19 protein-coding genes are annotated in these 24,298 nt (G+C 39.3%); 7 read left to right on the plus strand and 12 right to left on the minus strand.

The window, feature by feature from the left end; genetic code table 11:
* The first annotated feature begins 11 nt into the window (after positions 1 to 11).
* Positions 12 to 1,358, plus strand: coding sequence for an MATE family efflux transporter (locus HMPREF0848_RS04605; RefSeq protein ID WP_008534953.1), 1,347 nt, complete (start codon positions 12 to 14; stop codon positions 1,356 to 1,358).
* Between the two features lie 977 nt (positions 1,359 to 2,335).
* Here HMPREF0848_RS04605 and msrB read toward each other — a convergent pair.
* The 3 genes from msrB to manA all read right to left on the minus strand — a co-directional run bounded on the left by msrB (position 2,336) and on the right by manA (position 5,883).
* Complete coding sequence (msrB, locus tag HMPREF0848_RS04615; RefSeq protein WP_037608939.1) at positions 2,336 to 3,286, minus strand: peptide-methionine (R)-S-oxide reductase MsrB; 951 nt, start codon at positions 3,284 to 3,286, stop codon at positions 2,336 to 2,338.
* A gap of 126 nt (positions 3,287 to 3,412) precedes the next feature.
* Positions 3,413 to 4,741 (minus strand): branched-chain amino acid transport system II carrier protein, encoded by a 1,329-nt coding sequence (gene brnQ, locus HMPREF0848_RS04620; RefSeq protein WP_008534956.1) that lies wholly within the window; start codon positions 4,739 to 4,741, stop codon positions 3,413 to 3,415.
* 200 nt (positions 4,742 to 4,941) lie between these two features.
* Complete coding sequence (gene manA / locus HMPREF0848_RS04625) at positions 4,942 to 5,883, minus strand: mannose-6-phosphate isomerase, class I (RefSeq protein ID WP_008534957.1); 942 nt, start codon at positions 5,881 to 5,883, stop codon at positions 4,942 to 4,944.
* Positions 5,884 to 6,257: 374 nt separating this feature from the next.
* Here manA and HMPREF0848_RS04630 point away from each other — a divergent pair, with 374 nt between their 5' ends.
* The 3 genes from HMPREF0848_RS04630 to HMPREF0848_RS04640 all read left to right on the plus strand — a co-directional run bounded on the left by HMPREF0848_RS04630 (position 6,258) and on the right by HMPREF0848_RS04640 (position 7,603).
* A complete protein-coding gene (locus HMPREF0848_RS04630; RefSeq protein ID WP_008534958.1) occupies positions 6,258 to 6,710 on the plus strand; it encodes a DUF3290 family protein in 453 nt (150 codons plus the stop codon).
* Positions 6,707 to 7,339: a DUF421 domain-containing protein gene (locus tag HMPREF0848_RS04635; RefSeq protein WP_002885232.1), complete on the plus strand. Its 633-nt coding sequence runs from the start codon at positions 6,707 to 6,709 to the stop codon at positions 7,337 to 7,339. Before HMPREF0848_RS04630 ends, HMPREF0848_RS04635 begins: the two co-directional genes overlap by 4 nt.
* Positions 7,340 to 7,405: 66 nt before the next feature.
* Positions 7,406 to 7,603 (plus strand): CsbD family protein, encoded by a 198-nt coding sequence (locus tag HMPREF0848_RS04640; RefSeq protein ID WP_008534959.1) that lies wholly within the window; start codon positions 7,406 to 7,408, stop codon positions 7,601 to 7,603.
* 71 nt (positions 7,604 to 7,674) lie between these two features.
* On the opposite strand, the gene HMPREF0848_RS04645 is transcribed toward HMPREF0848_RS04640, so the two are convergent.
* The 3 genes from HMPREF0848_RS04645 to HMPREF0848_RS04655 form a co-directional block, all read right to left on the minus strand.
* Entirely contained in the window at positions 7,675 to 10,362 is a 2,688-nt protein-coding gene (locus HMPREF0848_RS04645) for a carbohydrate-binding domain-containing protein (protein WP_037608940.1), read from the minus strand.
* Between the two features lie 625 nt (positions 10,363 to 10,987).
* The gene (locus HMPREF0848_RS04650; RefSeq protein WP_002887997.1) at positions 10,988 to 11,245 is read right to left on the minus strand and encodes a hypothetical protein; all 258 of its coding nucleotides are present in this window, start codon (positions 11,243 to 11,245) and stop codon (positions 10,988 to 10,990) included.
* Positions 11,246 to 11,607: 362 nt separating this feature from the next.
* Positions 11,608 to 12,705: an ArsR/SmtB family transcription factor gene (locus tag HMPREF0848_RS04655; protein ID WP_008534963.1), complete on the minus strand. Its 1,098-nt coding sequence runs from the start codon at positions 12,703 to 12,705 to the stop codon at positions 11,608 to 11,610.
* Positions 12,706 to 12,862: 157 nt separating this feature from the next.
* Between HMPREF0848_RS04655 and HMPREF0848_RS04660 the strand changes: the two genes are divergently transcribed.
* Positions 12,863 to 14,215, plus strand: a complete 1,353-nt coding sequence (locus HMPREF0848_RS04660; RefSeq protein ID WP_008534965.1) for an MFS transporter — start codon at positions 12,863 to 12,865, stop codon at positions 14,213 to 14,215.
* A 90-nt stretch (positions 14,216 to 14,305) separates the two neighbouring features.
* Here HMPREF0848_RS04660 and HMPREF0848_RS04665 read toward each other — a convergent pair whose 3' ends face one another.
* Positions 14,306 to 15,691, minus strand: a complete 1,386-nt coding sequence (locus HMPREF0848_RS04665) for an amino acid permease (RefSeq protein WP_008534967.1) — start codon at positions 15,689 to 15,691, stop codon at positions 14,306 to 14,308.
* A gap of 330 nt (positions 15,692 to 16,021) precedes the next feature.
* Here HMPREF0848_RS04665 and HMPREF0848_RS04670 point away from each other — a divergent pair, with 330 nt between their 5' ends.
* Positions 16,022 to 19,156, plus strand: a complete 3,135-nt coding sequence (locus HMPREF0848_RS04670; RefSeq protein WP_008534969.1) for a KxYKxGKxW signal peptide domain-containing protein — start codon at positions 16,022 to 16,024, stop codon at positions 19,154 to 19,156.
* Positions 19,157 to 19,327: 171 nt separating this feature from the next.
* Here HMPREF0848_RS04670 and HMPREF0848_RS04675 read toward each other — a convergent pair whose 3' ends face one another.
* The 5 genes from HMPREF0848_RS04675 to HMPREF0848_RS04695 all read right to left on the minus strand — a co-directional run bounded on the left by HMPREF0848_RS04675 (position 19,328) and on the right by HMPREF0848_RS04695 (position 23,438).
* Positions 19,328 to 20,092, minus strand: coding sequence for an amino acid ABC transporter ATP-binding protein (locus HMPREF0848_RS04675; RefSeq protein ID WP_008534970.1), 765 nt, complete (start codon positions 20,090 to 20,092; stop codon positions 19,328 to 19,330).
* An 11-nt stretch (positions 20,093 to 20,103) separates the two neighbouring features.
* Entirely contained in the window at positions 20,104 to 20,790 is a 687-nt protein-coding gene (locus HMPREF0848_RS04680) for an amino acid ABC transporter permease (protein ID WP_002888009.1), read from the minus strand.
* 3 nt (positions 20,791 to 20,793) lie between these two features.
* Entirely contained in the window at positions 20,794 to 21,486 is a 693-nt protein-coding gene (locus HMPREF0848_RS04685) for an amino acid ABC transporter permease (RefSeq protein WP_002888010.1), read from the minus strand.
* A 68-nt stretch (positions 21,487 to 21,554) separates the two neighbouring features.
* Positions 21,555 to 22,421 (minus strand): transporter substrate-binding domain-containing protein, encoded by an 867-nt coding sequence (locus HMPREF0848_RS04690; protein WP_008534973.1) that lies wholly within the window; start codon positions 22,419 to 22,421, stop codon positions 21,555 to 21,557.
* Between the two features lie 18 nt (positions 22,422 to 22,439).
* A complete protein-coding gene (locus HMPREF0848_RS04695; RefSeq protein WP_008534975.1) occupies positions 22,440 to 23,438 on the minus strand; it encodes a uroporphyrinogen decarboxylase family protein in 999 nt (332 codons plus the stop codon).
* A 375-nt stretch (positions 23,439 to 23,813) separates the two neighbouring features.
* On the opposite strand from HMPREF0848_RS04695, the gene HMPREF0848_RS04700 reads away from it, so the two are divergent.
* On the plus strand, positions 23,814 to 24,296 hold the full coding sequence (locus HMPREF0848_RS04700; protein ID WP_008534976.1) for a glutathione peroxidase: 483 nt from the start codon (positions 23,814 to 23,816) through the stop codon (positions 24,294 to 24,296).
* Positions 24,297 to 24,298: the final 2 nt, after the last annotated feature.

Genomic DNA, 24,298 nt, shown 5'->3' on the forward strand with positions numbered 1-24,298 from the left:
AGGAAAACAGAATGCACGAAACACATTCTCTCCGTGAGCGATTTCTTGTTTTCTTCAAGATTTTTGTGCCCATACTGATTTATCAGTTTGCCAACTTCTCGGCAGCCTTTGTGGACACTACCATGACTGGTCAATACGATGCCCTACACTTGGCAGGGGTAGCCATGGCAACGAGTTTATGGAGTCCTTTTTTCACCTTCTTAACAGGTATCGTCTCTGCTCTAGTTCCTATTATCGGACACCATCTAGGGTCAGGTCGCAAGGACCGAGTGGCACCTGATTTCTATCAATTTCTTTATATGGCTTTGGGTCTATCACTGATCCTCTTTGCCCTTGTTTTTCTGGGGGCTCCCTTGGTTTTGAACCATCTAGGTCTGGAGCCTTTGGTCAGAAAGGTCGCCCTTGGTTATCTACGATTTTTGAGTCTTGGTATCATTCCCCTCCTACTCTTTAGCGTGGTTCGCTCCTTCCTTGATGCGCTTGGACTCACACGCCTATCCATGTACCTCATGCTTCTGCTCCTACCTCTCAATGGTTTCTTCAATTTTCTCCTCATCTATGGCATTGCTGGTCTACCAGAGTTGGGAGGAGCCGGAGCAGGTCTGGGAACTTCATTAGCTTACTGGGCCCTACTCCTCATTTCCATTGTGGTTATCAGAAAGCATAAAAAGGTTAAACCCTACCACATTGAAAAGGTTCAACCCCTTGATAAAACAGCTCTGCTTGACGCCATGAAGCTAGGTCTCCCCATTGGTGGAACGGTCTTTGCGGAGGTCGCCATCTTCTCAGGTGTTGGTCTAGTTATGGCCAAGTATCCATCCCTAGTCATTGCCAGTCATCAGGCAGCCATGAACTTCTCAAACCTCATGTATGCCTTTCCTCTCAGTGTTTCCAGTGCTATGGCTATCATTATTTCCTACGAATTTGGAGCTAAACGCATGGATGCGGTTAAGAGTTACAGCAAACTAGGTCGTCTGACAGCCTTAGGTTTTGCTGGTTTTACCTTGTTCTTTCTCTACTTCTTGCGCTATGATTTAGCAGAACTTTATGGCCATGAGCCTGACTTTTTGAGAATGACAGCCATTTTCATGACCTATAGCCTCTTCTTCCAAGTGGCGGATGTCTTTGCGGCTCCCCTTCAAGGAATTTTGCGTGGTTATAAGGACACCAAGGTCCCTTTTTATCTCGGTGTCTTGGCTTACTGGGGGATCACCTTCCCAGTAGGCTTCCTGCTTGAAAAAGTTACTGAACTTGGTCCTTACAGCTACTGGATTGGCCTGATTGCCAGCCTTATCGTCAGTGGTATTTGTTATCAATGGCGCCTAAATAAGATCGTTAAGCGTTACGAATTTCATTGATGATATACCTGAAGCAGTCTCATCAGACTGCTTTTTATCTGCTCAAATCTTGATAACAAAGAAAAAGCCTCCTGCATATTGAAAACGAATAGACTGTTATCAATACACAGAAAGCTTTTTTATGAGTGATTCTTTAGATTCAGATTTTCCTACAGCATTACCCAGATGAACTTATTAATGAAAACAAAGTTGTTTGATATTAAAAAAAGTGTCACAAAGTCCAGCCGGATCAACTAGGGCACCATAGATCATGACTAAACCACATAGTGCTAAGAAATGATAAAAATAAACGACTTTCTCTCCTGTTTTAGGGAGTAACAGAAAAGACCAAAACCATAAGCCACAAATCGCTACTAATATGATTATCTTATTGATGCATTCCATAACAATTTCTCCATCATAGAAGGTTTAGCACAATAAAATAGCCCAAAGGACTATCTGAATATTATCATAAAAATCTAACAAGTGCTGTCATATTCCCTTAAGGGAAATCTCGGGGATTTTGTCGCTAGTTTTGTTTGAGTAAGTTTAGACATATAATATCATAATTGGGAGGTTGGGGAAGACTATTATTACACAAAGTACAATAATGTTTACAGACACCAAAACTAGTAATTAAAGGGAAAATGAATTCTTTACACTTGTTAGATTTCTCACTACTATAGTGTACTACTTTTTTGGTTTGATGTGTAAAACAATTTGTATAAAATTGTAAAAAAATGTAATGAAATGTCACTTTTTTGTCCTGAATGGTCATATCACATGACATGTTAGTTCTTGTGGCACATGGATTTTCCAACATTGAAACGCTCATTATTAAAGAGGCTGGCTCAAAAGAAACCAACCTCCTAAATAAATTGTTAAAAAGCACTTAGACATGATGATTTGATTGTCAGATAGAGCCCCAAGAGCAAGCCAAACTAGAACTTTTGCAATTTCAATGCTTTTGTCCTGTATATCAGTTTATGCAACTCTCTTCAGTCCACCTGATCAAGCAAGTAAGCATAACCTTCTTTTTCCATATCTGCCTTAGGAACAAATCGTGTTGCGGCACCATTGATACAATAGCGCAAACCACCTTTATCGCTTGGACCATCTGGAAAGACATGCCCTAGATGGGAGTCCCCCGCACGACTACGGACCTCGATTCGTTCCATATTGTGAGAATAATCTTCCTTGTAGTTGGCTACCTCAGGACTAATCGGACGGGAAAAACTGGGCCAACCACAGGCAGAATCAAACTTGTCCTTGGATGAAAAGAGAGGTTCACCAGTCACCACATCCACATAGATGCCAGGTTCAAACTGATTCCTAAGGGGACTCGTAAAGGCACGTTCCGTCCCATTTTCCTGAGTAACCGCATAGGCTTCGGGACTCAGATTTTTCTTAAGATCCTCCTGATTTGGCTTGTGATAGGCACTGGCATCAATGACTGGAGTTGAGGCTTGATTGACATTGATATGGCAGTACCCCTTAGGATGCTTCTTAAGATAATCCTGATGGTATTCCTCAGCAGGAATAAAGTGTTGTAAAGGCAACAACTCAACCGCCAAAGGCTGACCGTATTGCTCAGACATCTCTTGGAAAACTTGCTTGATGACTGGTAGGTCATTGTCATCCGTGTAATAAACACCTGTGCGGTACTGACTGCCCACATCATTGCCCTGTTTATTTTTGCTTAGAGGGTTGATGATACGGAAGTAATGTAGCAAAATCTCTCGCAATGACACTTGGCTGGCATCATAAGTCACCTGAACAGTCTCAGCATGACCCGTCTGACCGATAAGCTCATAGCGAGTGGTCTCACTACGTCCATTAGCATAACCCGAAACAGCATCTAACACACCAGAGACACGTGAAAAGTACTCCTCCACGCCCCAGAAACAGCCACCAGCAAGATAAATAGTATGTTGATTTAGCTTAGCCATCTGTATAACTCCTTTCACAAGATAATCTTTTTCTACGCCTTAAGTGTAACGCTTTTCAGCAAATTTCGCACTTATAGCGACTTGGGGACACAAAAAATCCCATCACATTGTGATAGGATGTCATTTTTATTCCATTTCGAAGCTGTCGCTCTTGATTTTATCAGGTAAAACGAGAGACACGAGTATGCACAAGATGGCTGGAATCAACCATGGCAAGGATGCTCCTGACAATGGTAGGAAGTTAATGAGGGTATTGAGTCCTGCAAGCTTGAACTGGCTAGCAAGAACGCTAAGCAAGGCAATCAGCGTGACTACAGCAACTGTAACTTGCATACCAGGTTTTGACAAGGCCACGAACTTGTTGGCAATCACAATCATGACAATCGTAATGGTAATTGGGTAGAGAATCAAAAGCACTGGTACTGAGAAAGCAATGATATTGTTAAGACCCAAGTTGGCAATCGCAAACCCAATCAAGGTAAAGATAATGGCGTAGGTCTTGTAGGATACTTTCGGAAATGCCTTGTGGAAGAATTCCCCAGTCGCAACGATAAGTCCTGCAGTGGTTGTGAAACAAGTCACTGTCACCATGATAGCTAGGAAAATCTGAGCTGCTGATCCAAAGATGGCTTGTGTAGCTTGTGACAAGACGCTAGCACCAATATTGGCATCTTTTGGTAGTCCTGCCACTTGGAGGGGGAAATGATTTCCCAAAAAGGCTAGTCCCAGATACAAAGCACCAAAGAGAAGCGTTACTATGAAACCAACAACCCAAATCGTTGAAATATACTCTTTTTTCGATTTAAAGCCCAATTGATTAAGTGTGACCACTGCCACTACACTGAAGGCCACAGAAGCCAAGGCATCCAAGGTGTTGTACCCTTCCAAGAATCCCTTACCAAAAGCAGAAGCCTGGTATGCTTGGCTAGCCAGCTGAGGACTGTGTCCACCGTATTTAAGCGCTCCTGCCACGATAACAATGACAATCATGATGGCAAAAACTGGTGTTAAGATGCGTCCAATACTATCTAGGATTTTTGATGGATTCATTGCAATCCAAAGCGCTAGAGCGAAGTAAATCACAGTGAAAGCCAAGAGCCATAGATTTGTATGCCCACTTCCAATCAAAGGTGAGAAGCCAATTGAAAAGGCTGCTGCCGCTGTTCTAGGAATGGCAAAGAAAGGACCAATGGACAGATAAAGGACTGACAAATAGACTAAGGCAAACTTAGGCGAGATTTTTTGTGAAATCTCATGGATGTAGCCCTTGGGATTTAGGGTCCCAATAACCAGCGTTAGTATAGCAATGCCAACACCAGATAGGACAAAGCCTGCAATGGCTGGCCAAAAATGACCTCCAGATTCAAAGCCTAGCTGAGGGGGAAAGGTTAGATTTCCCGCTCCAAAAAACATACCAAACAGCAATAGGGCTGTAAGGCCTCCTTTTTTTAACATAGGGAACTCCATATCTAAAACAAATAAGATAGATGATAATAGCTATCTCAGTTGTTGATTTTTTTATAATACTATTCAGTATCTCATGCTACTGATGAAATTACAAGTTTTACAGCTTCATTCGAGAAGGTTTTCAAGATTAACAATATTCAGAAAAGGCGCAAAAAAAAGACAAATCTCAAGGATTGTCTTAACTGCTACTATGGGTGACTGACAATGATTTCCAAATCACCACTAAGTGTCCACGAAGTCACATCGCTTGGTAGAATGAAGTGGCTACCTTTGGCAATGTCGTAATCCTGACCATCTACATGAAGGCTTCCTTTACCATCAAGCACACTGAATAAACTGTAATCAGCGGTCTTTTCAAAATCAGCCTTACCTGAGATTTCCCATTTATATACGGCAAAGAAATCACTAGCGACTAAAAGCGTTGATTTGAGGTCATCTACTTTTGTTGTGACTGGGCGACTATTGGCAGGTTCTCCAATAGTAAGCACATCGATCGACTTTTCCAGATGGAGCTCACGCAAGTTGCCTTGGTCATCCTTACGGTCAAAATCATACACACGGTAGGTCGTATCACTAGATTGTTGGGTTTCAAGAACCATGATTCCTGCGCCAATAGCATGCATAGTCCCACTTGGCACATAGAAGAAATCGCCTGCTTTAACCGGGACTTTGGTCAAGAGATTTTCCCAATCTTTGGCTTCAATTTGCTGACGCAATTCTTCTTTTGATTTGGCGTTATGACCGTAAATGATTTCAGAACCTGGTTCTGCAGCAATGATATACCAACATTCTGTTTTACCAAGTTCACCTTCATGTTCAAGTCCGTAAGCATCATCTGGATGGACCTGCACACTGAGCCAATCATTGGCATCCAATATCTTCGTCAAAAGAGGAAAGACAGGTTCTTGACGATTGCCAAATAACTCACGGTGCTCTGCATAAAGAACATCTAAAGTTTGACCGGCATAACGACCATTCTTAATAGTAGAAATACCATTTGGGTGAGCAGAAATAGCCCAGTACTCTCCGACATGGTCGCTTGGAATGTCGTAGCCAAAGACATCACGCAAATGCGTACCACCCCAGATTTTTTCTTGCATAACAGATTGTAAAAATAATGGTTCAGACATAATTACTCCTTATATAAGAATGAATAGACTCAAAATCTATGTCTTAACATAGATGATTACTCACATCATGATAAATGAATCAGTTCCACTTTAAAGCGGATGTTCCAAAAATCACCTATAGCCAGTAAGCTCCATCATCAGCAAATCACAAACAGACTTTGACGAGTAATTACCTCAATTATAAGCATAATTTGTGAAAATATCAACAGAGTCCTTAAAGAAATCATAAGATTTTGGCTTAATGGCTGCAAGTCATTTCAATAGCAAATTTCCTTTAAGAATCCTACTCATTCCTTCATTTTTCGGATAGATTGATTGAATTTAAAGACTTTTTAACCTATAATGTTATTGATATTATGAAAGGAAATCTCTCAATGAAATTCTATTCCTATGACTATGTGCTAAGTCAGATTAGCCAACAAAACTGGGTTATGGTTGCCATTACTGCAGGACTTATTTTAGTGACCGGTGTATTTGCTTTTAAAGCCTTGAAAGAACGCCATGATACTAAGTTTCGTGAACTCTCTATTATTTCTATTTTAACCTTAGTTGCCGTGGTTCTAATTGCTATCAGTAATTTCCAAAGCAATCAATCTAACAACGACCAATTTAGAGCATCTCTTCACTTTATCGAGGTTGTGTCTAAAAATCTTGACGTTGATAAGAGCAAGGTTTATGTCAATACTTCTACTACTACAGATGGCGCTATCCTCAAAGTTGGAAACAAGTACTATCGTGCCATCTCAGGTTCAGAACCTGACAGCTACTTGCTAGAACAAATAAAACTTTACAAGTCTGATGTTGAACTCGTGGAGGTTAAAAAATGACATCTTTTTATCTTACTGTTGCAATTAAACTAGCTTTGGGGCTTATTTCACTCGTCTTTGTTATCAATTTAACAGGTAAAGGAAACCTAGCACCTAGCTCAGCTACTGACCAAGTACAGAACTTTGTTCTTGGTGCAATCCTCGGTGGTACAATTTATAGTAGTACCGTTTCAATCCTCCAATATATCGTGATTTTGATTATTTGGACGATTTTGATTTTACTTCTAAAATGGCTAATTACCAATATTCTCTTTATCAAACATTTGATTGACGGTAAACCAACTGTCATCATCAAACATGGTCAACTAGATCCTGAAGCTTGTCGCTCTAAAGGACTTTCAGCCTCTGATGTCGCTTTAAAATTACGTTCCCAAGGAATTTTTCAACTTAAAGAGGTTAAACGTGCAGTTATTGAACAGAACGGCCAATTGATTGTGGTTCGTGCGGGTGATGAAAATCCGAAATACCCAATCGTTACTGATGGGGTCATTCAAACAGAAATTCTTGATACTATTGGTAAAACGGAGGATTGGTTAAATGAAGAGCTTCAAAAAATGGGATATGACAACATTTCAGATATCTTCATCGCTGAATATGATAAAGGAAAGATTAATGTTGTCACTTATTAAACAAAATACTTGCATTACCGTTTAATATTGTCTACAATGGTCTCATCATAAAAAGGAGGTTCTATCATGGGAATCGAAGATAAATTGAATCAAGCTAAAGGTGCTCTTAAAGAGGGTGCTGGTAAACTGACTGGCGACAAAAAGACTGAAGTCGAAGGTGCTGTCGAAAAAGTTGTAGCAAAAGCAAAAGACGGTATCGAAGATGTTAAAGAAGGCGTTGAAGGTGCTGTTGAAGGCCTTAAAAATGCTTTTTCTAAAAAATAATAATAAATAAACAGAAGCTCTTTTCCTTTTTTGGAGAGGGCTTCTGTTTTTCTTTATGTTCTTAACTAGAATTACTTACGAGAATGCTTGCTTCCTTTTAAGGCAAATGAGGTTGTCATCATAACTGCTCCTAATGCGCCTAGTCCCAAGCTACTCACATCACCAGTATCTGGTAGGGTTGATTTACTTGTTTGATTGCTTTGTGAACTTTTAGATGACTGATTAGCCTTAGAGCTTGTCTGACTATTTTGTTTTTGAGCAAAATCAGTCTGAACGCTTGATTTCGTAGCTTCCTTTTGGTTGGAAACTTCTCTTAGCTGACCTTTTGATTCCGCTTGGGAACTTTGATTTTGAGTGAAAATCTTATTCAACTTCTCAGCTGTCTCTTCGTTTGGCTGTTGGACACTGCTTGATGTATTGGTACTTGCCTGTTCAGGCTGTGCTTCTGCTGACTGATTGGCAACTGCTACTTCAGATATAAGTGATCGTACTTCAGGCTCTGCAGCTCTAGTCGTTGATGAACCTTGACCTGATGGGCTTGTGCTTCTGGCTGTCGTTGCTGAAGTAGTTGCATTTGATTGGTTCGCATTAGTTGTTGCTGCTGATGTACTAGCAGTCGCAGAAGTTGTGGTACTCACATTTGGAGACATTGAGTTACTTGTTTGACTAGCAAAGTTTGGTGGGGTTGGACGACCTGTATTAGGTGTCTGACTTGTTGAACTTGTACTGCTTGTGCTTGTCGTATTTTCAGAACTTGTCGAAGCAGATTGGCCCCATGGTGTGTTAACGCTTCCGGTATTGGTAGAGCTGCCACCATAGCTAGTTGGTCCGCCGTAGCCTCCGAAGTTATCAGACATTGAACTATTACCAAAACCACCACCTGGGAAGCCGCCCATGCCACCTACACCAGGACCGTTGTTTGTACCTTCTTCAGTAGCTGTTGCAGTGGCACTAGCACCACTTGATGTCGTAATGGTATAGGTTTCACCCGAAGTTAGACTCTCGGTACTAAAGACCACATTTCCGAATGAAGACGTTGCCGTGGTTGTTGCAACAACATTTCCAGAGCTATCAGTGACTGTGATGGTATCCCCTGCACTTCCTGAGATGTTAGCCATAATATAAGACTGGCTTGAACCCGTTGTAAAGGCTTGAGCCATTCCTTGGTTACCAATAGCCCAAACGGTACCACCAGAAATAATACCTGTTCCATCGTAGTCAATAGCAGCATTATCCTCACTTGTCTGAGCGACGTAGAGAGAACCACTTTTCACTGTCACATTGCCGTTACTGTCGATACCATCACCATCTGCCAAGATAGTTACCGTTGCACCGTCAATATTGATGCCCACTTCATTTTCCAAGTCAGACGTCGAATTGGTTAGGCTTGAAGTATCAGCGCTGTCCTTGGTCGTCCACTCAGTAGCGTTAATACCGTCATCACCAGCAGTGATATCAACGGTTCCACCTGTCAAATTGATATAACGCCCTTCAAGGCCTTCGTCACCTGCTACAACTGTTACTTTAGAATTGCCTTCGACAGTCAATTCATCCGTAACCGTAATACCTTTGTCCGTCGCATTAATGGTTACTGTTGAATCGGTAATTGTCAAATCACCACTATTAACATCTGTTTCGTCTTCGACCTGAATACCGTCATCAGTTGCCGTGATGTTGACTGTGGCATTTTTAATGGTAACAGCTGTCGTCGCATTGATACCGTCTTTAGCCTCTGACGTCAAATCAAGCGTTACTGAATCAACAGTCACACTATCAGCCTTGATGGCGTGCTTTTCAGTACTTGAAAGGGTAAGGGTGCTTCCAGTACCACTCGTGATTGTCAGGGCTCCCGCTGCTTCGATTGCATTAGCAGACGTCGAAGAAATAGAACTGTCTGAAAGGACATTAACAGTCAATTCTGCTGAAGAATTGGAAGTGATAGACGAATCTGTTAAGGTCACACCATCCAAGTAGATTGTAACTGGATCTGTCACGCTACCTGCCACAATAATGGTATAGCTTGAACCATTTCCGGTCAAAGTGTATGACCCTGCTTGATTGATGGTAATTGTCGTTCCATCAATTGTGACAGTACCGCTATCACTTGTTACCACGGTTGTTCCATTGAAAGTAATCGTTGTCGTAGAGCTTTCTGAGTCACTATCTTCAGACTCAGTTGTCGTCGTTTCAGTAGCTGAATCTGAGGCGCTGTTGGTTAACACTGAAGCTGTTTCAGATGCAGTGGCTTCAGTGGTGCTTGAACTTGTATTAGAGCTAGTGTTTTCGTCTGCATTGTTCGTTTCAGATGCTGAGGTTTCACTAGTTGTGCTTTCAGCAGTTTCAGAAGAACTTGCTTCTGGAGTTGCGGAAGTGCTTGAATGATCAGATGTTTCACTGCTTGTCGATGTAACAGTCCTGCCCTCTGTCGTACTTGTTGTACTTATTGTTGACGAATCGGTGTCTGAAGTTGAAGCTGCAGTTGAAGTACTTGTAACCGTTTCTGCGCCTGTTTCAGTAGTGTCTGATGTATTGTCGGTCTGAGTACTTTCTTCAATTAAGTCAGCAGTGCTTTCACCTGTTGAAACCGTTGAGAGTGTTGATTCAGTGTTTGTCTCGTCTGCTGAAACCTTGCTGTCATTTAAGACAACTGAGCTACCAAAGATTAAGCTCGCTACCAGAACTGAACCAGCAGTTTTCCATTTTGATGATTTCTTAATGGCATAACGTTCTTGTGTTTGTTTAGTTTGTTTGTATGTCATTTTTTGTTCCTCTTACTTTTGTGATGACTCTATTAAACATAAGAAACCTAAGATAAGACTTAAAGAAAAGTTAATCTTTCCTTAAAGTAAAAAAGTCCCCAAGTTATTGGGAACTTTCATACTATAGGATAAACCACTCTAACTTCTACCGAAACAATTAACCTTTCATCACTGAAGGTCATTCCTGTCTCATACAGGCATTTGCTAAAGAGGTCTTCATGGAGCTCTTACCAATAGGATAAGCTTCAGTCTCCAAGGCCTTCCTTGTAGGATTCCCACATTTGGTCAGCTTTGATTTTTGTACTCCTATACTTCCTCTCTCTTCATTATACCAAAAACGCTAGGTCAGCAGAAGTAAAATAAGGTTTCATTACATTTCAGTACATGCTAGGAATCTTGATTTCATGCGATTTTTGAAATTTTGAATTCCAGCAGATTGGAGCACAAATTAATGAAATCTCTACTTTTTTCTCTACCTTTTTAGGCTTGAAAAATTGAATCGGATAACCAAATAAAAGATGCTCTAGTTAATCATAAAACTAGAGCGTCTTTTATTAATTAAATCAATAATAAGTTATTAGTACAACACACAACCAATAGTTTCAAGCAAAAATTTGATAGTAATTTACTTATAAAAACCCTTCATTAAGTTATTTAAGTCAGTTTTTAGAATAATCTGCCTATCTTGAGTTAATTGACATTTTTCGTCATGGATTAGCTTTTCTAATATCTTTTCTCCTAATATTCCACCAATATGAAACTTTCTTTCAGAAAAATCTAAACATAATTTGATATTAGGATTAGACTGATAACCCAACCATTGCTGTATGGCATTACTTCCTGCTTGAGTTAAAGAGTAGCTGATAGGGGATTCCTGTTCCATTAATTTATTTTGAATAAACCACTCAAATATTGAAACTCCTGCTTTCCCTGCTAAATGGTGCAAACATGTCCGTGCTTCACCAAGCTTAATTGCTTGAGGACGTCTAGACAGTTTTGCAATAGCTTGTCTTCCTTGCTCCGTGGTGAGAGTACTATCATTATTTAATTTATAGTAAATTCGGCCGTAAAAGTTAAATAAAACTATTTTAGGACTAGCCTTTAAAAAAGCAATTTCACTTTTCGATAAAGAATACCCTAAAGTTCTTTCAATCTCATTTTGGGTGAGAAAACGGTTAGCTGATAAAACCGAGATAATTTGTGACGTTGACATAGTAGTTCACTACCTTTTTAATGATTAAAGCCTCAATTTTTAAAGAAATGGTAGAAATTCGGCATAAGTTGTGTAATGAGCTGTGTTGGCTCATAAAGAACGAATTTTTTAGCTTTGGTTGTCGTTAATAAATTAGCATCCTTTAAAATTTGTAAATGTCTGGATATACTTGAATTACTCATTAATAAAATTTGAGCCAAAGATTGTGTCGTACTTGGTTTATCAATAACATAATTCATAATTTGTAAACGGACAGGGTCACTCAAAGCTTTAAAAATAGTAATCAAATTTTCCGGTGTGGAGTTATAGTAACTTGGCTGATCTGTAATATCATAGGTAATAGCAATTCCTTGGTTGAAAGATTCAACAAACAGATGAGGCCAAATAAAATAACTTGGTAATAACATAATAGAATCACTATCTTGCAGTTGGATTTCTTGGTCAAAAGGTTTAATGATGGCCAGCCTGTCCTTTCTCCAATGAATGCGGTCAATTTGCAAATGATTAAACATTTCTTCAAAACCATTTTCCCTTAAAAAAGAAGCTTGATGTTGGATTTCTGTTAAGAGCTTTCGTTGAATACCTTTACTTTTCCAAGTTTCATCAAATATTTCTTGGCGGTACCAATCAATAAAAGAGAAAAGATGTTGATAAACACCAGAGGCATTCTTCCTCAAGTCTATAAGTAACTGATTATCCTCATTCAAAGAAAAATCCTTCCATTCTAATCCTTTTGCTAATGTTGGAATGAAGGAGTTTTCTCTGTCACTGGACACTTTCTCTAAATGCTCAATTAATTGAATAGTTGGGAGCCCATCAAGAAATTTCTTTAAATTTTGTATCTCTTCTTCAATCGTTGTCGCATGATAGCGAAAATTACAAAGTAAAATAGGAGAAACACCAAGTTCATAAAAAAGTTGAAAATAGTGAAGCTTCTCATAGAAATCATCTGTCAATCTATCTTGTATCTCAATGACCCAATCAATATTTGTACCATGATGACGCGGGTTCAATAAGACATGTAAGCTTCTAAAAAGTTCATTTAAGGGTGAGTACACAAATTGTATCCTTTGTGTTAATGTTTCATCCGTTTTCAGAGCATAGTTACTAAATTGAACTGTAATAGTCATGTGCATGCTCCTTCTAAACGATTCGATATTTTTAGAATCGATTGATTAAAATTTTATTTCATTGTATCATATTTATAATTTTTAGAAAAGAGGTTATATTTATGATACACGATACTAAACATTTAATTTACACAGCTAAACCCAAGGAGGAAATTTTATGAGTAGACGGTTGCAGGATTTACTAATAACAGTTATCGCAGGTATGGGAATGTTATTGTCAACTTTAGATACTGGTATTATCAATGTTGCACTATCTTTCCTAAAAGAGCAATTCCATACAACAGCTAATACTGCAGCTTTTACAATAACTGGATATGCACTGGCATTGGCAATATTCATACTTCCTTTAGGCATTTTTAGTGACAAATTCGGCAAACTAAAAATTTCTTACTTAGGATTCGTTCTTTTTGGACTTAGCTCGCTTTTTTGTGGGTTTGCTAATAGTATTGGTTGGCTTATCGCTGGACGAGTAATTCAAGGAATTGGGGCAGCTGCCTTACAAGCTACTTCTGCAGCTTTGATTACAACATTAGTATCAGAAGAACAAAAAAATAGCTCTATTAGTATTTTAGGAGTTATGATAGGTTTAGGTCCTGTATTAGGTCCCTCTTTAGGTGGCATATTGCTATCTTTAAATGTTTGGCGATTTATTTTTTGGATAAATGTCCCTTTCGTAATTATTGGTATTATTTGCAATCACTATCTTCTTAACAAAGTTTCTGAGCAGACTAACAATCAAAAATTAGACACATCTGGAACAATTGTTAATGCAATAATATTAATTTGCCTATTGTTAGGACTATCATTATTAAGTAAGAGTCATTTACAAATAATCAGTCTTATTCTAATAACAATTAGTTTATTGATTGGTATTTTATTTTATCGAATTGAATTTAACCAAAAAAATCCACTTGTCAATGTTAAGGGACTTAAGGAGAATCCTAAAGTAATTTCTCACCTTTTACAGACGATTGCTTTTGGTTTTGCCTCTGCCATGATATTTTTACTACCTCCATTTATTTTTGAACAGTTATATCATTTAGGAGTAGGAGTTACTGGATTTCTTGTTTTGGGAGCTCCAGCTGGATTAGTTATCTTTTCACGAGTATCAGGAAAATTGAACGACGGGAGTAAAAACATAACTTTTAGCCACTTAGGTTTGGGTATTATTTGCCTGTCTTTAATTTTCTTAGTATTTCTTAACCCCAAATGGTCTTATCTGTTTCTAACTTTTGGACTTTTTATTTATGGTGTTGGTGGTGGCTATTTTCAGCCTGCAAATATCGCCAGTATTATGCAAGCCAGTCCCATGGAAATGCAAGGAAGCACGGGAGCTTTACAACGAATGGTACAAAATATTGCCATTTCGGCTGGTTCAGCAGTTGGTTCAACCTGTCTAAATCTTTGGCCAAACAATCTATTATTAGCTACTCGGATTGGATGGGGAATTACATTAGTGTTAGTTATTATGAGTTTAAAGGACATGATTTTTTCAAAACACAATAATTAACTATAAAAAAGATTTCAGTGACTACTGAAATCTTTTAGCTCTCTTCATTATACCAAAAAACGCTAGATCAACAGATCCAGCGTTTTCCTCTTAATACTTAGAATGTTTGTAACCGTAAAAGGCATAAATAGCTGAACCGATTAGCACTGCTATGCCAAAGGCTAACCAGGTCTGCCAACTATACTGACTCATAAAGGAGAGACAGACGATAATTGAGATAATTGGCAAGACCGGAACAAATGGGACCTTAAACTCATCCTTCTGCGGCAAGCCCTTGTCCTTACGAAGAATAATGAGGGCAATAGCCAAGAGGATCAAGTAAGCCAAGGTCGCAATATTAACCAAGGATGCCATATTAGCCAAAGAGAAGAGCCCTGCTGAGATGGCTGAAAGGATACCAGTCAAAAGCGTCGCATGATGTGGAACCTTATGGGTCTTTGAAACCTTTTTGAAGGTTTGTGGAAGAAATCCATCACGCGCCAAGCTATAAACCATACGGCTAAGGGCATAGGCCATGGAAATACATACGGTAATCAAGGTCATAATGGCAACCACCGATACATAATTGGCAGCCCAAGGCACACCAATATAACGAAGAGCATAAGCTACGGCATCGTCAACATTTAGCTTAGTATAGTGAACCACTCCCGTCAAGACTAGCGAAACCACTGCATAAAGTGCAGCGACGATAATCAAGGCGAGAACAATGCCTCGAGGAACATTCTTTTGAGGTTCCTTAATCTCATCTACTGTCATAGAGATGGATTCAAATCCAAGAAAACCAAAGAACATGAGAGAAGCCCCTGCCATAATTCCCGTCTTACCACCATAGATTTGGCCAAAGCCAAATGGTGCGAAGTTAGCCCAGTTGCTTGGATTCAGATGTAAGAGACCAACTAGGATGAAGACCGCCAAGGCAGAGAACTTAAGCACTACTAGGAGTGAGTTCAAACGAAGGGCTTGTTTGGAATCCAAGAGGAGGAGGGCCGTCACTAGCACCAAAACCAAGACTGGCAAGAGGTCAATATAAGTTCCTTGACTCGGATTAAAAGGGCCACTGATAGCTTGAGGAAGCTGTAAACCAAAGCTTGCCAGAAGTCCCTTGAGGTAGGCTCCCCAACCAGAGGCAACACTGGACACGGCATTCATGAAAACGATCATTGTAAGCCACCCCCCCATCCAAGCAGGGTACTCACCCCAAGAGGCGTAGAGATAACCATAAACACCGCCAGCTGATGGGTAACGTGAGGCAAACTCAGCAAAGAAAATAGCTGACATACCCACACAAACTGCTGAAATCAAAACCGAAATAATCAGGGCAGGACCTGCCAAGGTTGATGCTGCGGTACCAGTAATTGTAAAGATTCCTGTTCCCACCATGGCACCAATTCCCAAGAGGACGACATCCCTGAGGGTCAGATGCCGTTTCATCTCGGTTTGAGCGAGACCGACATCCTTTTTACGAAAAATACTCATTTTTATACTCCAATTTTTGAGAAATACCGCACTATTATACCATATTCCAGGCCAAAAATAGACCCATTTCTGTATTTTTATACTCCTATTATTAAAAAGCATGTTCAAGATTAGGATTTCGTAAAAATGATTTTCTAATGTATTGCCTATACCTATCAAAAACCACCTGCTCAAAATCTTGATTTAGTCGCCCATTTCTTCTACTGTTTTAGTAGATTTCGAAACATTTAAAATCTTTAGAAAAGGCTATGAAAAGGATGCCAATTGCGTTTGATTCTTCTAATGAAAGATGTTAGAATGAGGTCATAAAAATGGAAAAGGGGAACTTTTATGGAAAATAAAGTTCATTTTAAACTTCATAAGGTGAAGAAACAATGGGTTACCATTGCCGTGTCTGGTTTGGCACTTGGCGCCTCATTGATTGGTGCTACTGTCTCTGCCGACGAGCAAGCTACAAATCAAGTCACCTCAGCTAACACACCTGAGAGTGTTAACCAGAATCCTGATTTTGTCATCACAGAGACAACTATAGCTACGACAAAAGCTGATCAAGTCGCAACCAATAATGCAACTGATACAACGGAAAAGCAGCCAGTCCTTAAAGAAGATCAAGCAAGTAGCACTTACAATTTGGCTAGTGGCGAAACGAGAACTGCTACTTCAACTTCAGAAACAACTAGTACAGCTACTGACGTGAACAGCCAAGCACCCGAAGCTGTGGAAACTACTGTCGTCTCTGGAGGTCAGTTCAAGAGCGATGCGGAAGGCAACTGGTACTACCTCAAAGATGGGAAAAATCTAACAGGTGCTCAAAACGTTGACCATTTTGATCTTTATTTCCACGAGGATGGCAAGCAGGCCAAGGGGGAGATTATCACTGAAAATGGACAATCTTTCTACTATGATAAAGACAACGGACGTAAGATAACCAATACCTCTATCACTATCAATGGTCAAACCTACAATGCTGATGCACAAGGACATCTGACAGCAGTTCTGCCTGAAACTAACAAACGCAACCAGTTTATCGAAGATAATAACCACAACTGGTATTACCTCGGAAAAGATGGCAAACCCGTCACTGGTGCTCAGACCATTGATGGCTTTAACCTCTACTTCCACGAAGACGGTAGACAAGCTAAAAACGAAATCGTTACTATTAATGGTGATAGCTACTATTTCGATAAAGACAATGGTCGTCGTGTAACAGGTCACCAAGCTCTTGATAATGTAAACCATAAGTACTTTGGTTTTTACTACTTCGACAAAGATGGTAAGATGGTCAAAGATAACTTCGTCACTGAGTATGGCGATCTTTACTACTTTGATGCTACTGGCAATCAACCTAATTTTGTCTTTGTTTCAGATAAAGCTGGTAATTGGTATTACATGAGTGACTTCAAGGCAACTAAAGGTTTCTCAGCCCCATTTGGTTTCGATACCGAATTCCTAGACCGTAGCCAATCCGACTATAAGACAAGCGTGCAAAACCTGAACGGCCAACAATATTACTTTGATCCCAAGACTGGTATCATGGTAACCAATCGTTATGTTTCTGACGATCAGGGGAATTGGTATTACTTTGGCAAAGATGGTAAAGCGCTTCACGGTTTTCAAACAGTGGACGGTAACCTTCATTACTTCAATGATAGTGGCCAACAAGTCAAAGATGACTTCCTTTACTACAATAACGATATCTACTATTTTGATAAAGACAATGGAAATCCAGTAACCAATCAATTCGTCAATAGAGACGATGCTTGGTACTACTTCGGAGCTGATGGTAAAGCCGTGTCTGGTTTCCAAACCATTAACGGACAGAACCTATATTTCTACGAATATGGTGTCCAAGCCAAGGGACAACTGGTTACTGTTGACGGCAAAACCTACTACTTCGATCCAAATACAGGTGACAAGTGGGTTAATCGTTCACTTACCTTAAACGGTACGGTCTATAACTTTGACAATAATGGTGTGGCGACCACTAAAGCTGACCAAACCACACATCGAAACCAATTTGTTAAAGGTACCGATCAAGAATGGTACTACTACGATGCTAACGGTAAAAAGGTCACTGGTTTCCAAATTATTAACAAGGATCTCTACTACTTTAACGAGAAGGGCCAACAAGTTCGAGGAGGTATTTTCAACCTAGGTGATAACTACTACGTCGCCAACAAAGATACTGGTGCTATCATTCGTAATGCCTTTTATCACGATACATCAACTGGCCCTTATGGCAACTTCTCTGAAAACATCTATTACGCTGGCAATGACGGTGCCTTCAAGACTGGCTGGTTAGAAGTCAACGGTAACCGTTACTACGCTAGCGACTATTCTGATGACAACACCCCCAAAGGAAACCTCTACACAGGAGTTATCAACTCTCAACTCTTTAGTCCAGATGGGAAACTCTTGACAAACGGTCTCTATCCTGAGTTCAAGCGTACTGGTGAAAATGCTTATGACCTTGAAGGTGTCTATGTCACAGATACCGACGGTAATATCAAAGAAGGTCCTTATCAGTATGATGGCAAGATTATTGGGTCTAAATATAGTAGCGTCCGCCAATCACAATGGTCAACTTTTGACGAATGGGACATTCTGAACGGACACCTTTACCACTTCGACTCAACACCTATGACCTTCACAGCACCAAATGGTCAAAAAGTGACCACAAACGTTGCCATTGCAACAACTAACAAGGCCCTTACCTATCGTGGTGTAACCTTTAATTTTGATGCCAAGGGTATTGATGCGGCAAAAGAAAAAGCCATCCACTTTGACCAATTGCAGACGGATCCTAGCGGCACAAGTTATCTCTATGAAAATGGCCAAAAGGTCACTGGCTTGAAGACCTTTGATGACGTCAGTTACTATTTCTATGACGATGGCCATCAAGCCAAAGGTACTGAGGTCGCAATCAACAATAATGTTTACCAATTTGACCAATTGACTGGTATCATGACACGCAACGCCTTTTCAAAATCATACAACTACGAAGGTTCTCCACGTTTTCCATACTACCCAACACGCTACTATGGTAAGGACGGAGCTGCTCTTACCGGTTGGCAAACCATCGACGGCAAGGACTACTACTTCCGAGATAGCGGAAACCTTGAAACAGGACGTTTTGTCATCGGAGACAGAGCCTATAATGCTGATGACAATGGCGTCGTTGCTGACCGCAAGGGTGAACCAGCCTATCGCAATCGTATTGTCTACGATAAGGGTGACAACTATTACTACAATGATAAAGGTGAGAAAGTAACCGGCTTCCAAGAAGTTGATGGCAAGGTCCTCTACTTCGACGCTGAAGGTAAACAAGTCCTAGGACGCTTTGTCACAGTTGATAATTACACCTACTATTTGGACCCTAAAACAGGTGAAAGATACACTAACCGCTCTGTCCTCATCGATGGTAAACTCTATACCTTCGATAAAGATGGACATGTAGTGTCTTAAGATGAGATGAAACCTGAAACCGAGACGAAAGTCTTGGTTTTTTTGGTGGGAGTTAAGTACCTTATAAACTAACATTACATTTAGGAAACTAAAAATAGGCTGAGAAATAACCTCAGCCTATTTTATTTATACAAGAATTATATACTCTAATTATAACTTATCAATGATGAATCAAATCATATATTCCAAATCATAACTAGCATCAGAAAGAATACGTGCCAAGAATTGTTGGGTACGTTTTTCTTTTGGTCTGAAAAAAATATCCTTTGGGCTTCCCTCTTCGACGACATGGCCACCATCCATAAAGACAACATGATTAGCTACATCTCGTGCAAAGCCCATCTCATGAGTAACGACTACCATTGTTGTTCCTTCATTAGCAAGTTGTTTCATGACGTCAAGAACATCCCCAACTAGCTCTGGATCAAGTGCAGATGTTGGTTCATCCAACAAGATAACCTCTGGTTTAACTGCAATTGCTCTGGCTAAGCCGATACGTTGTTGTTGGCCTCCTGAAAGTTGTGAGGGATAATAATCTTTAAACTCTAAAAGACCAACTTTTTTTAGTGCCTCTTCAGCAATTTGTTGAGCTTCACTTTTGGGTACTTTCCTAGCAATCACTAAACCTTCCAGTATATTCTCAATAGCAGTTTTGTTTGCAAATAAATTGTAATGTTGGAATACAAAAGCCGTTTTCTTTCGGATATCCAAAATCTCCTTTTTCGACAATTTGTCCAAAGAGTAATCCTTACCAGCAATTGTTAATTGCCCTCCATCTGCTTTTTCCAAATGGTTAAGACAACGTAAGAAAGTGGTTTTTCCTGAACCGGATGGTCCCAATATGACAACCACATCTCCCTGTTTCACTTGTAGATTAACATCAACAAGAACCTGACGGTCTCCAAATTTTTTTGAAATATGTTTAGCTTCTAGCATAGTAACTCCCTCTATGTAAATTGCAATTTTCTTTCTCCAAGGTTAAAGAGAACTTGAATAATACCACAAATGATTAAATATAAAATAAAGATGACAAAATAAGATTCAAAATATTGATATCCATATGCTGCTTCAACTCGTGCAATTGCTGTTATATCTTTTATTGTCATAACAAAGACAAGTGAAGTCCCTTTCACAATATTAATAACTAGGTTACACAAATTTGGCAGAGCAGCTTTAAGCGCTTGTGGAAAAACTATTCTCAGATAGGCTTGTCTTGTTGTTAAACCTATGGCTTGTGCAGCTTCTAGCTGACCCTTATCAACCGTTAGCAATGCTGAACGAATGATTTCAGACAAACTTCCTGTTGTCATCAAACTATAAATAATAAAGGCATAGTAAAGTGGATTAACCTTGAAGACATCTACATGACTTCCAATTCCTTTAAAAAACTGGTTTAGTAAACTAGGGAATAAACTATAAAAAAATAAAATTAACAAAATGGGTGGTGTTGCGCGAATAAAGGCAAGATAAATAACTGAAAATGTTTTGACACCTCTCACCTGATAAATTTGACCTAACGCTAAGAAAAGAGCAGGTAGAAAACTCAATAGAATAGCCACAACCATGATTCCAAGTGTTACTGGAACCCCATGTAAAGCCTTAATAAAGGTATCAATAATAAAAGTAGTATTCATTTTTTACCTCGCTTTGATACTCAATTGTTGCTCTGTCATTCTAGAAATTAGGGATAAGATTAATGCTATTCCCCAATAAACAAGGGCCACTGCCGTATATGTTTCTAAAGAATAATTTCCTAAATGACGACTAATCAAAAGGTTTCCCTTTCCCATGACATCAATAAATCCAATCGTATAAGCCAATGCAGCATCACGCATTAGGTTAAGGATAGCTGTTGTAATATTTGGTAAAGCTACCTTAAAAGCTTGAGGGGCAACGATTCTCACGAAAGCCTGCTCTGGTGTAAGACCAATACTTAGTCCGGCCTCCAATTGTCCTTTGGGGATTGCTTGATAGGCGGCCTTAAAGACTTCTGAGATTAATGCTGAAAATAGAAGAACCATGGTCACTAAAACAAATATTAACTTAGACCAGTTATTTATGTCCAACCCTAACCACCAATTAAGAAATTCAGGAACTCCATAGAATACCAAGAACAACAATACAATAGGTGGAGTACAACGTAAGATAAAAACATAACCCTTAGCCAGATTTTCAAGAGCTTTATCCTTAGAAAGACTTGCCCACGCTACCAATCCTCCTAACAACGACCCTAGTATAGTCGTTAATAAGAGAACTAACAATGTCATTGGTAAGCCCTTTATGATTTCCGGAATTGCTCCAATCACTTTTGAAATGTCATAATTGACCATATTTTCTCCTAACTAAACTCGCTCAGAAGCTTATCAAAGTAGCCTACTGTTTATACACCACAATCTAATTATTTATCAACGTATGAAAAGACATCTTCGCCAAAATATTTTTTAGACAATTTTTCAAGCGTACCATCTTCTTTTAACTCTTTAATTGCCTTCGTATATTCTTTTGAAAACTCTTCATTCTTACTATCGCGATGGAAGAGTGGGTAAGTCGGAATACCTTTATATGGGAACCAAGTTAACTTGTCCGCATATTGATGATAAGCACCATCTTTATCTGTCACAGCTTTTTCAAAAGACAATTTAATATCAAAATAAGCATCATAACGATTTTCCAAGACCCATGCATAGGCATCTGAAACTTGGAAAGATTCTGCAGATGTCAACTCAATTGGTTGATCTTTATGCTTATCGTTGTAGTCCTTGATAACATTCCACTGTGCATTTTGTGGAGAGATTGGTACCAATTTTCCCTTTTGTTTGGCAAAATCTGAGATATTTTTATATTTATCTTTATCTTCCTTACGAATTGTAAATCCAATAACACTTGCTCCAATTGGATCTTTAGGTATGATGAACTTTTTAGCTCGCTCATCTGTGTACCAAGCACCCTTAGTACCAATATCATATTTACCTGACTCCAGACCAATTAAGAGGTCATCATCACTTGTTCCTGTATATTCAAACTTATATTGTGGAAGCTTTTTATCAATTTCCTTCAACACAGCTACCTCATAACCATCAGATTTACCATCTTTGTCCACAAAATCATAAGGGACATAGTTTTGAGTATGAGCAACTTTTAGAGTTGTCACCCTTCCTGAATCAGTTTTTGCTTTCTTATCTCCCGTTAAACTACGTCCAATAACTGTTGCACCAATAAGTGCTACAACAACCACTCCACCAATTATCCAAGTCTTTTTACTCATATCAATCTCTCCCTTTTCTTATAGAACCGTTGCTTCACGCACCCATTCAATACGTTCGTGGTTAATATCACTTGGAACCGTACAGTCAGCACCAATGATTAAACCGTGGGTTCCTGTATCAGCAATAATCTCTTTAACCTTTTCTTGAATGGCCTCTTTACTTCCATTGTATAAGAGACCATCTTTCCCATTTTCAAAACCGCCGAGGACTGTCCGGCCACCAAAAATATTACGGCCTTCTGCCAGACTGATTCCTTCAGGACCAACAGCCCAATTAATCACTTGAGCAGGATAGTCTTTAAAGAGCTTGATATCATTTCGTGCCCCTTCATAGCCACAAATATGTAGAATGTTATGACCACCAGCTTCATCAGCAGCTTTCAATACACTTAATTCGCTTGGAGCAATAAAATCCCTATACGTATCAGCAGTAACACGTTTATCTTGAATACTTTGAACACTGAGGTAAATGCCATCTGCTCCTGCTTCCTTAATCACTCGTTGACTAAGACTAGCAATATCCTGTCCAATGACATCTAAAACATGCTTCAAAGCATCACGGTCCTCCGAAATGTAATCTGCAATATTATCATCACCACCTGAAACATTTCCTACCAGCCACTTAAAATAAGTTACTGGCGCAAAGATATTGTAAATTGCAACAATATCTTCAGGAAAATCAGCAATCAGACTTTTTACAAGTTCAACTTGCGCAGAAATCCAAGGATGATTAGCGCCCAACGGTTCAATCAATGTTAAATCACTGATTGATTTAAAATCTTTAAAAGATGGCTGAGGATAAGCAAAAAAACCATCACTCATCAATTTAACAAAGTCAGGCTTGACTTCTGCAATAAATTTTTTATGACCAGCTTTATTCTTCTCAATAATTTCTGGATTTTCAAAACCGTGAAGCCACTCATCCTCAGTGGTAAAATGGTGCCAAAATCCCACAGGCACACGATCAACACTTTCTCCACGAAATGCTTTCAAAACTAATTCTCTTTTTTCTGACATAAAAATCTCCTTTTCTTTATATCCAAATATCGACAGTTCAACTCACATCCCTAAAAGTATCTAACTCTTAGTGACTTCAACTGTGAATGTCATTATCTTAGCAGACATTTACCCATCAGAAAAATAAAGAAATTTTATCCTCTGCCATAAATATAATTTATGATTAAAGTATCAAAACCTCACTAAAGCCAATAGTTATCTATTATCAAGCTATCTAGCACTATATAGTATCATCCCTGTTGGTTATAAGTAATTCTTAACGTCAAGATAAATAATTACTATCACAAGCATCATAAACATTCAATTCTTCCTGAAAAATCACTTCTCTGACTAACTTTGCTATAATAGTCTCAAACAAAGCAAAGGAGATTTTCTATGACATCCTTATACGATTTTACAGTTTCAGATCAAGCTGACCGACCCGTGTCTCTCCAGGACTATAAGGGAAAGGTCGTCTTAATCGCCAATACAGCAACAGGCTGTGGTTTGACGCCACAGTATCAAGGCCTGCAAGAACTTTATGACAAATACAAAGACCAAGGCTTCGTGATTCTTGATTTTCCTTGTAATCAGTTTATGGGGCAAGCACCTGGTAGTGCTGAAGAAATCAATAGCTTTTGCACCCTCAATTACCAGACGACTTTTCCCCGTTTTGCCAAAATCAAGGTCAATGGTAAGGAAGCAGAGCCACTTTTTGAGTGGCTTAAAAAAGAAAAATCCGGACCCCTTGGGGCTAGAATTGAATGGAACTTTGCTAAGTTTCTGATTAACCGTGAGGGACAAGTCGTCGAACGCTTTTCTTCCAAAACAGACCCTCTAAAAATGGAAGATACTATCAAGTCTCTTCTTAATAACTAAAC

Source organism: Streptococcus sp. C150, from assembly GCF_000187445.1.
Classification (GTDB): Bacteria; Bacillota; Bacilli; order Lactobacillales; family Streptococcaceae; genus Streptococcus; species Streptococcus raffinosi.